An 11936-nucleotide genomic window follows, 5' to 3' on the forward strand; every position below is an offset into this window, starting at 1 on the left:
CCTTCCTATACTGGGGCCCATGGATACCCAAGCCCTTGCCATTCCGTCCCCCGCCAGCGAGCGCCGCCTGCCCGGCGACCTGGCCATCTGGTTCTTCATCTGCGCCGAACTGCTGGCCTTCTGCGTCTTCTTCGCCGCCTACGCCTTCACCCGGGCCAAGCACGTGGAACTGTTCAACGCCGAACAGCTGGCCCTGGACCGCAACGCCGGCGCCCTCAACACCATCCTCCTGCTCACCGCCAGCTACTTCGTGGTGCGCGCCGTGCAGGCCGCCGAAGCGGGCCTCAGGGACAAGGTTGCGCCCTGGCTGGCCGCCGGCTTCCTCTGCGGCAGCGGCTTCGTCGCCGTCAAGCTGGTGGAGTACGCCGACAAGCTGGGGGCCGGCATCACCCTGTCCACCAGCCCCTTCTACATGTTCTACCTCTCCCTCACCTTCTTCCACTTCATGCACGTGCTGCTGGGGCTGGTGATCCTGGCCGTCCTCTGGTTCCAGGCCCGCCGCGGCAACTACGGCCCGGACAACGGCACCGCCATGAACAACCTGCACAGCGGCGCCTCCTACTGGCACATGGTGGACCTGGTGTGGATCATCCTCTTCCCCCTGGTCTATGTACTACGCTGAGAACGGAACCATGGACAACCTGACCCACGTCGCCGCCCCCTACAGCACCCGTCGCAGCACCATCGTCTGGCTGCTGCTGATCGCCGCCACCCTGGCCACCTGGACCGTCGGCGAGGAAGGCATCAGCGGCCCCGCCGCCGTCGCCAGCCTGCTGGCCATCGCCGCCTTGAAGAGCCGGGCGGTGATTCTCGACTTCATGGGCCTGCGCCACGCCCCCCTGCTGTGGAAGGGCATCACCCTCGGCTGGGTGGTCCTGGTCTGCGGCCTCATCGCTATCGCCTACTGGAAAGGAATGCCCTGATGGACATGGCCGCCACCCTGCCCTTCTACGACGCCGCCGCCGATGAAGTGGAAATTTTCGAGCACGCCTGGAAGAACCGGCTGCCCCTCCTGATCAAGGGCCCCACGGGCTGCGGCAAGACCCGCTTCGTCGCCCACATGGCGGCCAAGCTGGGCCTGCCCCTGTTCACCGTGGCCTGCCACGACGACCTCACCGCCGCCGACCTGGTGGGCCGCCACCTCATCGGCGAAGGCAAGACCCTGTGGTGCGACGGCCCCCTCACCCGGGCCGTGCGCGAAGGCGGCATCTGCTACCTGGACGAGGTGGTGGAAGCGCGCAAGGACACCACCGTGGTGCTGCACCCCCTGGCCGACGACCGCCGCATCCTGCCCATCGACCGCACCGGCGAGGTGCTGGAGGCGCCGGATTCCTTCATGCTGGTGGTGTCCTACAACCCGGGCTACCAGAACCTGATGAAGGGCATGAAGCCTTCCACCCGGCAGCGCTTCGTCTCCCTGCGCTTCGACTTCCCCGGCAGCGCCCGGGAAATCGCCATCCTGCGCGGCGAAACCGGCTGCGACGAGGACCTGGCCAAGCGCCTGGTGGCCATCGCCCAGGCCCTGCGCACCCTCAAGGACCAGGACCTGGAGGAAGCCGCCAGCACCCGCCTGCTGGTCTACGCCGCCACCCTGGTGAAGGCCGGCATGGACCCGGTCACCGCCTGCCGCGCCGCCATGGTGGAAAGCCTCACCGATGACGTGGAAACCGCCGGCGCCCTGATGGAAATCGTCAACGCCACCTTCGGCCGCTGACCTACCGCCATGGCCAGCCCCAGCGCCCCTGCAGACAACCCGGAAGGCACCGGCCTGGCCATCGCCGCCGAGGCCCTGTTCCTGGTCAATCTACTGGCCCTGCCGGGCCTGGCCTTCGCCGCCCTGGCCTGGCTGTGGTGGCGCCACGGCGGCACGGCGCCCCTGCTGGCCCGCCAGCACCTGCAGCAGACCTTCTGGGTCAGCGCCTGGGGCGGCCTGCTCATCGTCACCCTGTCCGCCGGCTTCATCGCCCTGGGCGGCCTCAACTGGGAATGGACCTGGGTCGCCGTCATCCTCTATTTCACCTGCGTCCATTCGGCCCTGGTGGTGGGCGGCATCATCGGCCTGGCCAGCGCCATGGCCGGGCAGCCCTGGCGCTTCCCCCTGATCGGCCCGCGCCTGCCCCGGGCCTGAAGGCCCTGCCTTTTCCATTTCCATGAACCAGCGCGTCATTCCCATCATTCCGGCGGCCCAGGCCGTGGCCGGCAACCAGCGTGTGCAGCGGCAACGGCTGGCGGCCCAGATGGGCTTCTTCGTCCTATTCGCCCTGGCGCCGGTGTTCGACCTGTTCCGCTACGACCTGGCCCGCGGCCACGCCCTCTTCCTCACCTTCGAATGGCGCCTGGGCCTGGACCAGTTCCTGGCCGGCCGCATCGGCGCCGGCGAAGCGGCCTTCAACGTCCTCACCCGGCTGTTCCTGCCCATTCTCGCCGGCGCCGCCGTCTTCCTCTGGGCCGCCTGGAAATGGGGCCGCCTCTACTGCGGCTGGCTGTGCCCCCACTTCTCCGTGGTGGAGACCATCAACCGGGTGATGATCCGGGCCTCGGGCAAGCACAGCCTGTGGGACAAGAAGCCCATCTCCCCCTGGCGCCCCGACGGCACCCCGGCACCCCGGGGCCCGATCTGGTGGCTGGCGGTGCTGCCCCTGGCGGTGGCCTTCGCCTTCGTCTGGGCGGTGGTCTTCCTCACCTACCTGCTGCCGCCCATGGAGGTCTACGCCAACCTCTTCAACGGGGAACTGACGCGCAACCAGCTCATTTTCATCGCGGCCGCCACCACGGTCATTTCCCTGGAATTCCTCTTCGCCCGCCACCTCTTCTGCCGCTATGCCTGCGCCGTCGGCCTGTTCCAGAGCCTGGCCTGGATGGGCAACAAGGACGCCCTGGTGGTGGGCTTCAACCGGCAGCGCACGGCCGAATGCGCCGACTGCCTGCCGGACCGGCAATCGGCCTGCGACGCCGTCTGCCCCATGCGCCTCAAGCCCCGCACCCTGAAACGCATGATGTTCGCCTGCACCCAGTGCGGCCAGTGCCTGGACGCCTGCGCCCAGAGCCAGGGCCGCCAGGGCCAGCCGCCCCTGCTGCAGTGGGTGGAGGCTGAGGCGGCGCGGCAGAACGAGGCCGGATTTTCCGCGGTGGACCGGCCATGACCCGGCACCGCCCCAAGAACCGCATGGATAAAGGGCCCCAGGCCGGCGCTCAGGCCCTCGCGGCGCCCCTGGCGGCCCATTAAGGAACGGCCATGGAAGAATTCGTCGGCAAACTCTGGCACCGCTGGATCACCCAGGCCGCGGGCGGCCACTACCCCAAGGCGGCGGTCAAGCTGAAGGAAGTGGAACGCACCGCCGGCATCCTCTTCCGCGCCTTCGGCGGCGACCCCGGCCTGCGCGTCGCCGCCGCCGTCGAAGTGCGCCACGGCGCCCGCCGCCGCTGGCTGTCCCGGGTTGCCGGCAGCGACGAAAAGGCCACTCCCGCCACCCTGGATCTGGCCACCCTGCGCCTGCCGCCGGAAATCGCCGCCTTCCCCGACGCCGCCCTCAACCGGGACCTCTACCTGTGGCTGGCCGCCCTGGCCGCCGCCGGCCAGCAGCCCGGGGCCGCCGCCGAAACCGATTCCTGCCGCCGCAACCAGGCCGCCACCCGGCGCGCCCTGGCCTGCTGGCCCGGCCTGGCGCCCCGCTACCGGCGCCTGGTGCAGGCCCACCTGGCCCAGCGCCTCAACCCCGACAGCCTGCCCGCCGCCGAGCGGCCGCGGGAAGAGGCCATCCGCCGCGCCCTGCTGGAGCCGGGCAGCGTCGATGCCCTGCCTCGCTCCCCGGTGCCCTCCCGCCCGGTGATGCTGTGGCTGGGCGACTTCGGCACCGAGCCGCACGGCGCCACCCAGCCCAGCCGCGAGGCGCCCACCGAGGACCAGGCCGGCAGCCAGCAGCTGAAGGAAGAGGAGGAGCGGCGCGCCCACCAGACCGAGCGGGTGGAAATGCCGACGGAGAAGAACGGCATGCTGATGATGTTCCGGGCCGAGAGCATTTTCAGCTGGGGCGAATACGTGAAGGTGAACCGCCCCACCGACGACGACCCCAACGAGGACGCGGTGGCCGCCGCCAACGACCTGGACCAGCTGGCCCTGGCCGACGACAGCGAGAAGGTGGCCTCCAAGGTGCGCTTCGACCTGGACCTGCCCTCCGCCGCCGAGGACGACGTGATCCTGGGCGACGGCATTCCCCTGCCCGAATGGGACTACCGCAAGGGCCAGCTGCTGGAAGAGCATGTGCGCCTGCTGGAAGTGACGCCCCAGGCCGCCAGCGACAGCGCCCTGCCGCACCGCCTGGCCCGCACCGCCCGCCGCCTGCACCAGCAGTTCGCCGCCCTGCTGCCGGCCCGGCGCTGGCTCAAGGGCCAGCCCGACGGCCAGGAACTGGACGTGGATGCGGCAGTGCGCGCCCACGCCGACCGGGCCACCGGCGGCCACCCCACGGATAACCTCTACCTCTCCCTGGAAAAGCGGGAGCGGGACCTGGCCTGCCTGGTGCTGGCCGACCTCTCCCTGTCCACCGATACCTGGGTCAGCGACGAGGCCCGGGTCATCGACGTGGTCAAGGACGCCCTGCTGCTGTTCGGCACCGCCATGGGCGCCACCGGCGACGCCTTCGCCCTGTGCGGCTTCTCCTCCTTGAAGCGCAGCCAGGTGCGCTTCTCCCGCCTCAAGGATTTCGGCCAGAAGTTCGACGCCGCCGCCCGGGGCCGCATCCTGGCCCTCAAGCCCGGCTACTACACCCGCCTCGGCGCCGCCATCCGCCATGCCTCCAGCCAGCTGGCGCGGCAGCCGGCCAGCCGCCGGGTGCTGCTGATCCTCTCCGACGGCAAGCCCAACGACCTGGATATCTACGACGGCCGCTACGGCATCGAAGACACCCGCATGGCCATTATCGAGGCGCGCAAGCTGGGCCTGCAGCCCTTTTGCGTCACCATCGACCGGGAAGGGGCCTCCTACCTGCCCCACCTGTTCGGCCCCGCCGGCTACGCGGTGATCCGCAAGCCGGAGGAACTGCCCCGCCGCCTGCCCCTGCTTTACGCCCAACTGACGCGCTGACCCACCGCCTCCCAGGAAACGAAGGTAAGCCCATGAACAACAGCACCTGCCTCCTGCCCCCGGATTCGGGCACCCCGCCCGATCCCCGCATCATCGCCCTGCTGCGGGAAACCAGCCTCTTCGCCGAACTGGAGGAGCCCGACCTGGAGCGCCTGGCCCGGGGCGTGCGCGAGGTCGAGGCCGGCCGCGGCGACATCCTCTTCCACAAGGGCGATCCCTGCCGCGGCTTCCACCTGCTGCTGGCGGGACAGGTGAAGCTGGCCTTCAATTCCAACCAGGGCAACGAAAAGGTGGTGGAACTGATCCACCCGGGCCAGACCTTCGGCGAGGCGGTGATGTTCATGGAAAAGCCCTACGCCCTCTTCGCCCAGGCCCTGACCCGCTCCCGCCTGCTGCACATTTCCAAGCTGGTGCTGTTCCACGAGATGGACCAGGACCCCCTGCTATGCCGCAAGATGATCAGCAGCCTCTCCCGCCGCCTGCACCACCGGGTGGTGGATGTGGAAGCCTATTCCCTGCAGTCCGGCTGGGAGCGCATCGTCGGCTTCCTGCTGCGCGGCGCCGAGGCGCCGGAGGCCGGCAGCGGCAACTGTCCGCGCCAGGCCGTGGTGCGCCTGCCCAGCAGCAAGGGCAACATCGCCTCCCGCCTCAACCTGACCCAGGAACACTTTTCCCGCATCCTGCACGACCTGGCCGGCCGCGGCCTGGTGGTGGTGGACGGTCGCACCATCCACATTCCCGACGTGGAAGCCCTGCGTCTGGCGTCGCCCTAGGCCGCGCCCGACTCAGTCCCGGGTCAGGGTCAGGAGGATGTCCGCATACCAGGCGCAGTTGAGGCCCAGGGCCTCATCCACCTCCGCATCCCGTCCGCCCGCATCGAGCCGGGCCGAATGCACGCCGAGCAGCAGCCAGGGCAGTTCGCCCCGCCCCCCGTCGCCGTCGGGCAGGCGCATCACCACCGGCGCGCCGCTGGTGCCGCGGTGGGTGCGGGCGTCGGTGAGGAAATAGCCCTGGCCCTGGAAGCGCAGGCCGAAGGACGAGGCCACCACCGCCTGGCGCGCCACCGGCATGTGGTGCAGCTGGTCGTGGAAGCCCAGGGGGAAACCGACGATGAGCAGGGAACTGCCCACCTCCACCCGGTCCCGGCGGCCGGCCAGGTGGGCCGGCGTGAAGGCGGCATGGAGCGTGGTCGGCGGCAGGGCCGCCCGCTCGATCTCGATCGCCGCCACGTCGATCTCCCCGGCCCCGTCCTCGCCCTGGCGCCACAGGCTGCGGCCGTCCCGGTAGAGGGGAATGGAAAAGCCGGTGGCGGCGGCCAGGTTGGCCGGATCGGTATGCAGCTCGATCTCGATGCGCTCCGGATGGTGGCCGCTGGCGGCGTCGCACAGCACATGGCGGCTGGTGACGAGAAACAGGCGGCCGTCGTCCCGGGCGAAGAAAAAGCCGCTGGCATTAGTCAGGGCCCGGCCGGCGCCGAAAGTGCATACCCGTACTGCCGTCAACAAAATGGATTCGATCATGATCCTGGCACCTTTCGTCCCCAGGCCAAAAAAGGCTCCCGCCGAAGGGGGCGGGCACCGCCTGGAAAGCCATTGTGGGGCACAAGCGGAGAGCCTGCCCCGGACATTTGCCGACAGGGCCCCGGCAAAAGGCAAATATCGGCCCCCCAAGCTTTCCAATCCCCGTGCCACAAGGTAGATTACGGCCCCGGGAGGTATAGCTTCTTCCAGACGAGGAGCGAGACAAAAATGAAGGATAAATCCATCGTTCCCACCAACCGGGAACGGGTCATGCGCGACAACGATTTCATCGTCAGCAAGACCGACCTGAGCGGCCGCATCACCTACGGCAACGAGATTTTCATCGAGTTTTCCGGCTACAGCGAAGCCGAGCTGCTGGGCACCCAGCACAACATCATCCGCCACCCGGACATGCCCCGGTCCGCCTTCAACCTGGTGTGGGACACCCTCAAGTCGGGCCGGGAAATCTTCGCCTACGTGAAGAACATGTCCAAGGACGGCAGCTTCTACTGGGTCTTCGCCCACATCACCCCGGACTTCGGCCCCAAGGGCGACATCGTCGGCTACTACTCGGTGCGGCGCTGCCCCAGGCGCAGCGCCATCGACAAGATCGTGCCGGTGTACCAGCAGATGCTGGCGGCCGAAAAGGCCGCCGGCAGCAAAGACGCCATCGCCGCCGGCACCAAGGTGCTGACCGACCTCCTGCAATCTTCCGGAATGAGCTATGAACAGCTGGTTCTCTCACTTTGACAAGCGGCGCTGGCCGCTCCTGATCCTGGTGCTGGCCGGTGCCGGCCTGGCCTTCCTCGACCCGCTCTACGCCCTGCCGGCCCTGCTGCTGGCGGCCCTGCTGCTGGTCCTGCCCGCCGCTTCCCGCCAGGAGCGCCTGAAAGAGCTGAACGCCCTGATGGACAAGGTGCAGAACGGCCTGCTGGTGGAACGCATGCCCCGCAGCATCGACGATCCCCAGCTCGACGCCATCCGCATCAGCATCAACTCGGCCCTGGACCAGACCGAAACCGCCTTCCGCGAAATGCTCGGCGCCATGGCTGCCTCGACCCAGGGCCGCCCCTGGCGCCGCCTGCATACCGCGGGCCTGCACGGCACCTTCCGCGACGTGCTGGAGCAGATGCAGGGCATGCTCGACCGCCTCGACGAGGCCCGGGAATCCGTGGCCCGGGAGGCCCTGCTGTCGAAGATCTTCCTGCGTTCGGAACGGGGCCTGTCCACCGCCATCGGCCGGGTCAGCGAGGCCCTGGAAACCGTGGCCCAGGAATCGGCCCAGGCCGAATCCCTGGCCCGGGCCTTCGCCGAATCCGCTGGCGCCATGTCCGGTGCAGCCGAATCCATGTCCGCCGCCCTCGGTCAGGCCCAGACCTCGGCCCAGCACAGCGCCGAGGCCCTGCACGAGCTGGACGGCAAGACCAACGCCATCCGCCAGCTGACCGGCCACATCGACGCCATCGCCAAGCAGACCAACCTGCTGGCCCTCAACGCCGCCATCGAGGCGGCCCGGGCCGGCGAGACGGGCCGCGGCTTTGCCGTGGTGGCCGACGAGGTGCGCAAGCTGGCCGACCAGTCCCAGAAGGCCGCGGTGGAGATCACCCAGGCCATCGGCGACGTTTCCGGCGCCATGGAAGACGTCTCCCGGCGCATGGAAGAACTGGGGGGCGCCGTCTCCGACGCCCGCGGCACCGCCGACACCTTCAGCCAGGAACTGGCCGGCTCCGCCAGCTCCGCCTCCGTGGTGGAGGAACTGGCGGGCACCATCGGCCAGGGTGCCGGCAGGATGGAAACCTCCATGCGCATGGTGTCCCTGGCCCAGAAGGCCCGGGCCGACGTCAATGCCATCATCAACGGCGAGCAGGTGGAAATCGCCAGCCGCTCCGCCACCGAACGGGCAGCCCTGGAACTGGCCGCCACCCGCAAGTGGACCGAGGGCAGTGCCGAGCGGGATGCCCTGGTGGAAATGTACGACGAGCTGTTCGCCTACATCGAAAGCCAGAACGCCGCCCTCTAGGCGGTGTCTGCTCCGGCCATGGCAGCCAAGACCCTCCTGGTGGTGGACGACGTGGAGTCCATGCGCGGCATCCTCACCGCCATCGCCCAGGAGGTGGGCTTTGCCGTCAAGCAGGCCTCCCACGGCCAGGCCGGCCTGGAGATGGTGCAGGCCGGCGGCATCGACGCCATCGTCAGCGACTGGAATATGCCGGTCATGGATGGCGGCCAGTTCGTCCGCGCCCTGCGGGCGGCAGGCCACCAGATGCCGGTGATCATGGTCACCGTGGAAGCGGACCAGAACCGGGTGCGGGAACTGATCCAGACCGGCATCCAGGGCTACATCGTCAAACCCTTCAAGGCGGAAACGGTGCACCGGGCCCTGGAAAAGCTGTTGCAGCGGCTCTGACGGAACACCGCCCGGGTTACCGGGCCCCTGCCGCCCCTGGTCACATCCAGGGCGCTGCTGCCCGGCCAGGCAGTTCCCTTCCCATCACTCCTTACCCAGGCCTCCCCCACCGCCATCGCGGCAGCAGGAAAGCCCGCCGGGCTGCCGAGCCCAGCCTAGTGGCTGGTGCCTTCGGAACGGGTGATCTTGTTCCACACGTTGTACTTGCCCACGGGCTTCTTCATGGGCAGGCGCTTCACCTCTTCCAGGGTCCTGGCGTCGTAGATGATCAGGGCGCCGTCCATTTCCCACAGGCTGGCCAGGGCGTAACGGCCATCCTTGGTGAACTCGATGTGGGCCAGGGTCTTGCCGGGGACGGGCTTGAGTTCCTTGACGATCTCCAGCTTGTCCTTGTCGATCACCTGCAGGGTGTCCTTGGCCGGGCTCATCATGGAATCGACGAAGGCGTAGCGGCTGTTCTCGTGGCTGCGCAGGAAGAAGCCGGCTCCCCGGGTGACGATGTCCTTCACCGGTTTCCAGTCCTTCATGTCGATCACCGTCACCTTGCCTTCCTTGAGGTTGGTGGAGGCCATCACGGTGCGGCCCTGCCAGTTCCAGGTGATGCCGGAGCCCAGGTGAGGCATGCCGGAGAGCTGCAGTTCGGAGACCTTGCGCCGGGCATCCAGGTTCACCACCTGGCCCTTGCCTTCCCGGCTGGTGCCCATCACCTCGGAATAGCTCTGGTCGAAGAAGAAATCGTCCAGGGGATCGGTGAGGCGGGTGCGGCGGGGGTTGAGGAAGCCGGGCACCGAGACCCCTTCCTTGTACTGGTAGTCGTGCACCAGGCCGTCGTAGATGGGATGGGCTTCCGGGTCGTAGCTGATTTCCCAGACCTCGGGCATGTCCTTCATGGCGGCGACGAAGCTCTTGCGCGGGGCGGCATCGTACACCGCGGAAACCCGGGAGCTTTCCTTGCCGTCGGCGCTCTTCGCCTCCATCACCTTGATCAGGTTGAGGTCGGCGTCGAACAGCACCAGATCCTGGGGCAGGTAGTTGGCGGCCATGACGTACTTGCCGTCGCCGGAGACGGCGGCGTTGCGGGTGTTGATGCCGGCCCGCACCTCGGCCACCACCTTCAGGTTCCACAGGTCGAACTTGGTCAACCAGCCGTCCCGGGAGGCGAAATACACGAAGCGGCCGTCGGGGGAGAACTTGGGCCCGCCGTGGAGGGCGTAGCGGGACTGGAAGCGGTGGATGGGCTCCAGCTTGTCGCCGTCGAGGATGGAGACGTGATGGTCGCCCCCTTCCACCACCACGAAGAGGTTCATGGGGTCGGCCTTGAAGACGGGCCTGGGCGAGAGGGTCTTCTCGTCCACGTGCTGGATGCGGGAGGCCCGGATGTCCTTCTCCGTCCAGGTGGGCTTGGGGTTCACCGGGGCGTAGGCGTAGTCGGCCAGGGCGGCGATGTCGGCCTCGCTCAGCTGGTCCTTGAAGGCCGGCATCTGGGTGGCGGCCCGGCCTTCCCTGATGGTCTTGAGGGCTTCGGCCTTTCTCAGCCGTTCCAGGTTTTCCGGCAGCAGGGCCGGGCCCATGCCCCCCAGGCGGTCGGCACCGTGGCAGGCGGCGCAGTGCTGCTGGAACAGGGCCGGGGCGTTGGCATCGGCGGCGTGGGCCGGCCGGCTGGCCAGCCACAACGCCCCCAGGCCGAGGGGTACGGAAAGCAGCCAGAAGGCCAGGGAGGATGGCCGCCTGGCGGCCTGGACGCGGGTTTTCATAGGGATACCTCGGTTACCTTTTTGACGCCGATTTCTTCGTCGCTGAGATAGCAGGCCGGGTCTTCGGCCCAGGGATTGCCGGTCAGCTGCTGGGCCCGTACCCGGGTGTTGCCGTTGCAGATGTTGAGGTAGGCGCAGGCGCCGCAGCGCCCCTCCACGGGCCGCGGGTGCTGCTTGAGGCCGGCCATGAGGGGGTCGGAAAGGTCGTTCCACAGGGTGGAGAAGGGCCGCTCCTTGACGTTGCCCAGGGTGTGGTGCCACCACATGGTGTCCGGATGCACATTGCCTAGGTTGTCGATGTTGGCCACATTGACGCCGCTGGCGTTGCCGCCCCACTGCTCCAGCTTGGCACGGATGTGGGAGACCTTGTCCGGGAAGCGGCGGGCCACCCAGCGCAGCAGGTACACGCCGTCGGCGTCGTTGTTGCCGGTGACGAATTCCTTGTGCGGGCCACCCTGCCGGCTCATTTGGCTGTATTCCCAGCAGGTGTCCAGAAGCAGGTCCATGGCCTGGCGGGTGGCCAGGTGATGGGTGTCGGTGGCCCGGTTCTTGTTGCCCCGGCCGGCGTAGTTGAGGTGGGAGAAGTAGAACTTGTCGATGCCCTCGGCCTCGATCAGCTTGAGCAGACCCGGCAGGTCGTGGGCGTTGTCCTGGGTCATGGTGTAGCGCACGCCCACCTTGATGCCCCGTTCCTTGCACAGGCGGATGCCGGCCAGGGAGGCGTCGAAAGCCCCTTCCAGGCGGCGGAACCTGTCGTGGGTCTCCTTGATGCCGTCCAGGCTGACGCCCACGTAGTCGAAGCCGATGTCGGCGATAGCGTCGATATTGGCTTCGCTGATGAGGGTGCCGTTGGAGGAAAGGCCGACGTAGAAGCCCATGCCCTTGGCGCGGCGGGCGATGTCGAAGATGTCCGGCCGCAGCAGGGGCTCGCCGCCGGAGAGGATCAGCACCGGCACGCGGAAGGCCTTGAGGTCGTCCATCACGGTGAACACCTGCTCGGTGTTCAGTTCGCCGGGAAAATCCTTGTCGGCGGAGATGGAGTAGCAGTGCTTGCAGGTGAGGTTGCAGCGGCGCACCAGGTTCCAGATCACCACCGGCCCGGGCGGATTGCGGCGGGGGCCGACGGTGCTGGGGGTCACCAGCTCGTCCATGAATTGGGAGATGCGGAACAT

Annotated in this window: 13 protein-coding genes; 10 read left to right on the forward strand and 3 right to left on the reverse strand. The window is 68.3% G+C overall.

Annotated elements, in window-relative coordinates; all coding sequences use genetic code 11:
* The first annotated feature begins 19 nt into the window (after positions 1 to 19).
* The 7 genes from AC3QLZ_RS04560 (at position 20) to AC3QLZ_RS04590 (ending at position 5856) form a co-directional block, all read left to right on the forward strand.
* Positions 20 to 622 (forward strand): cytochrome c oxidase subunit 3 family protein, encoded by a 603-nt coding sequence (locus AC3QLZ_RS04560; protein WP_152088922.1) that lies wholly within the window; start codon positions 20 to 22, stop codon positions 620 to 622.
* Between the two features lie 10 nt (positions 623 to 632).
* Positions 633 to 923, forward strand: a complete 291-nt coding sequence (locus AC3QLZ_RS04565) for a cytochrome C oxidase subunit IV family protein (RefSeq protein ID WP_492783411.1) — start codon at positions 633 to 635, stop codon at positions 921 to 923.
* Positions 923 to 1714, forward strand: coding sequence for a CbbQ/NirQ/NorQ/GpvN family protein (locus tag AC3QLZ_RS04570; protein WP_130458797.1), 792 nt, complete (start codon positions 923 to 925; stop codon positions 1712 to 1714). The genes AC3QLZ_RS04565 and AC3QLZ_RS04570 overlap by 1 nt, the downstream gene beginning before the upstream one ends.
* Before the next feature lie 9 nt (positions 1715 to 1723).
* Positions 1724 to 2128 carry a hypothetical protein gene (locus tag AC3QLZ_RS04575; RefSeq protein ID WP_492783412.1) on the forward strand — a complete coding sequence of 135 codons (405 nt, stop codon included), beginning with the start codon at positions 1724 to 1726 and terminating at the stop codon, positions 2126 to 2128.
* Positions 2129 to 2150: 22 nt separating this feature from the next.
* Positions 2151 to 3143 carry a 4Fe-4S binding protein gene (locus AC3QLZ_RS04580; protein WP_130458798.1) on the forward strand — a complete coding sequence of 331 codons (993 nt, stop codon included), beginning with the start codon at positions 2151 to 2153 and terminating at the stop codon, positions 3141 to 3143.
* Positions 3144 to 3235: 92 nt separating this feature from the next.
* Entirely contained in the window at positions 3236 to 5083 is a 1848-nt protein-coding gene (locus AC3QLZ_RS04585) for a nitric oxide reductase activation protein NorD (protein WP_130458799.1), read from the forward strand.
* 32 nt (positions 5084 to 5115) lie between these two features.
* The gene (locus AC3QLZ_RS04590; protein ID WP_014238134.1) at positions 5116 to 5856 is read left to right on the forward strand and encodes a Crp/Fnr family transcriptional regulator; all 741 of its coding nucleotides are present in this window, start codon (positions 5116 to 5118) and stop codon (positions 5854 to 5856) included.
* 12 nt (positions 5857 to 5868) lie between these two features.
* On the opposite strand, the gene AC3QLZ_RS04595 is transcribed toward AC3QLZ_RS04590, so the two are convergent.
* Positions 5869 to 6603, reverse strand: a complete 735-nt coding sequence (locus AC3QLZ_RS04595; RefSeq protein ID WP_014238135.1) for a S1 family peptidase — start codon at positions 6601 to 6603, stop codon at positions 5869 to 5871.
* A gap of 228 nt (positions 6604 to 6831) precedes the next feature.
* Here AC3QLZ_RS04595 and AC3QLZ_RS04600 point away from each other — a divergent pair, with 228 nt between their 5' ends.
* The 3 genes from AC3QLZ_RS04600 to AC3QLZ_RS04610 are packed head-to-tail and all read left to right on the forward strand — an operon-like array spanning position 6832 to position 9010.
* Positions 6832 to 7353, forward strand: a complete 522-nt coding sequence (locus AC3QLZ_RS04600) for a PAS domain-containing protein (protein ID WP_130458801.1) — start codon at positions 6832 to 6834, stop codon at positions 7351 to 7353.
* Entirely contained in the window at positions 7328 to 8623 is a 1296-nt protein-coding gene (locus tag AC3QLZ_RS04605; protein ID WP_014238137.1) for a methyl-accepting chemotaxis protein, read from the forward strand. Before AC3QLZ_RS04600 ends, AC3QLZ_RS04605 begins: the two co-directional genes overlap by 26 nt.
* An 18-nt stretch (positions 8624 to 8641) precedes the next feature.
* The gene (locus tag AC3QLZ_RS04610) at positions 8642 to 9010 is read left to right on the forward strand and encodes a response regulator (RefSeq protein ID WP_014238138.1); all 369 of its coding nucleotides are present in this window, start codon (positions 8642 to 8644) and stop codon (positions 9008 to 9010) included.
* Positions 9011 to 9165: 155 nt separating this feature from the next.
* On the opposite strand, the gene AC3QLZ_RS04615 is transcribed toward AC3QLZ_RS04610, so the two are convergent.
* Both AC3QLZ_RS04615 and nirJ read right to left on the reverse strand, forming a co-directional pair.
* The gene (locus AC3QLZ_RS04615) at positions 9166 to 10764 is read right to left on the reverse strand and encodes a cytochrome D1 domain-containing protein (RefSeq protein WP_014238139.1); all 1599 of its coding nucleotides are present in this window, start codon (positions 10762 to 10764) and stop codon (positions 9166 to 9168) included.
* Entirely contained in the window at positions 10761 to 11936 is a 1176-nt protein-coding gene (nirJ, locus tag AC3QLZ_RS04620; RefSeq protein WP_492783413.1) for a heme d1 biosynthesis radical SAM protein NirJ, read from the reverse strand. Before nirJ ends, AC3QLZ_RS04615 begins: the two co-directional genes overlap by 4 nt.

The organism is Azospira sp. MPR-LB4 (assembly GCF_058809525.1).

Excerpts from the sequence above, each read along its gene's own strand:
- AC3QLZ_RS04605 (WP_014238137.1), top strand. The coding sequence starts at position 7,328 with ATGAACAGCTGGTTCTCTCACTTTGACAAGCGGCGCTGGCCGCTCCTG.
- AC3QLZ_RS04575 (WP_492783412.1), top strand. The coding sequence starts at position 1,724 with ATGGCCAGCCCCAGCGCCCCTGCAGACAACCCGGAAGGCACCGGCCTG.
- AC3QLZ_RS04610 (WP_014238138.1), top strand. The coding sequence starts at position 8,642 with ATGGCAGCCAAGACCCTCCTGGTGGTGGACGACGTGGAGTCCATGCGC.
- AC3QLZ_RS04560 (WP_152088922.1), top strand. The coding sequence starts at position 20 with ATGGATACCCAAGCCCTTGCCATTCCGTCCCCCGCCAGCGAGCGCCGC.
- AC3QLZ_RS04570 (WP_130458797.1), top strand. The coding sequence starts at position 923 with ATGGACATGGCCGCCACCCTGCCCTTCTACGACGCCGCCGCCGATGAA.
- AC3QLZ_RS04590 (WP_014238134.1), top strand. The coding sequence starts at position 5,116 with ATGAACAACAGCACCTGCCTCCTGCCCCCGGATTCGGGCACCCCGCCC.
- AC3QLZ_RS04600 (WP_130458801.1), top strand. The coding sequence starts at position 6,832 with ATGAAGGATAAATCCATCGTTCCCACCAACCGGGAACGGGTCATGCGC.
- nirJ (WP_492783413.1), bottom strand. The coding sequence starts at position 11,936 with ATGTTCCGCATCTCCCAATTCATGGACGAGCTGGTGACCCCCAGCACC.
- AC3QLZ_RS04565 (WP_492783411.1), top strand. The coding sequence starts at position 633 with ATGGACAACCTGACCCACGTCGCCGCCCCCTACAGCACCCGTCGCAGC.
- AC3QLZ_RS04615 (WP_014238139.1), bottom strand. The coding sequence starts at position 10,764 with ATGAAAACCCGCGTCCAGGCCGCCAGGCGGCCATCCTCCCTGGCCTTC.
- AC3QLZ_RS04585 (WP_130458799.1), top strand. The coding sequence starts at position 3,236 with ATGGAAGAATTCGTCGGCAAACTCTGGCACCGCTGGATCACCCAGGCC.
- AC3QLZ_RS04595 (WP_014238135.1), bottom strand. The coding sequence starts at position 6,603 with ATGATCGAATCCATTTTGTTGACGGCAGTACGGGTATGCACTTTCGGC.
- AC3QLZ_RS04580 (WP_130458798.1), top strand. The coding sequence starts at position 2,151 with ATGAACCAGCGCGTCATTCCCATCATTCCGGCGGCCCAGGCCGTGGCC.